The organism is Salmonella sp. SAL4457, assembly GCF_046548235.1.
Lineage (GTDB): Bacteria > Pseudomonadota > Gammaproteobacteria > Enterobacterales > Enterobacteriaceae > Salmonella > Salmonella enterica.
This window is the reverse complement of the sequence record NZ_JBGDZO010000553.1, coordinates 1-269: the sequence shown is the minus strand read 5'-3', so window position 1 is coordinate 269 and position 269 is coordinate 1. Positions and strand designations below refer to the sequence as shown.

Annotated in this window: 1 pseudogene; it reads right to left on the bottom strand. The window is 69.5% G+C overall.

What is annotated here, in order from left to right:
- A pseudogene (locus ACLJNW_RS25435) lies at window positions 1-204 on the bottom strand (hypothetical protein); the annotation flags it as partial.
- Window positions 205-269 lie beyond the last annotated feature (65 nt).

Here is a 269-nt window from a genome sequence, read left to right as displayed (position 1 = left end):
CGCCTCCTCCGTCCTCCCGGAGACCGCGACGAGCCGTGGCAGCAGAGGCGGCGGCCATGTCATGTACGCGATCTTCCGGTAGGCGTTCGCGTGGGCCTTGCCCATGAAGGCGTAGCCGAGCATGCCGATCCCGATCGTCCGAAGCTCGCTCGTGCCTCCGGCCCGGCCCATGGTGAGGAAGCCGACCTCCCGCTCGTCGGCCATCCTCAGCTCCTCTCGTAGGCCGCGTCGAACGCGACCGTCGACGGGGTGAAGTCGCTCCTGCGGAC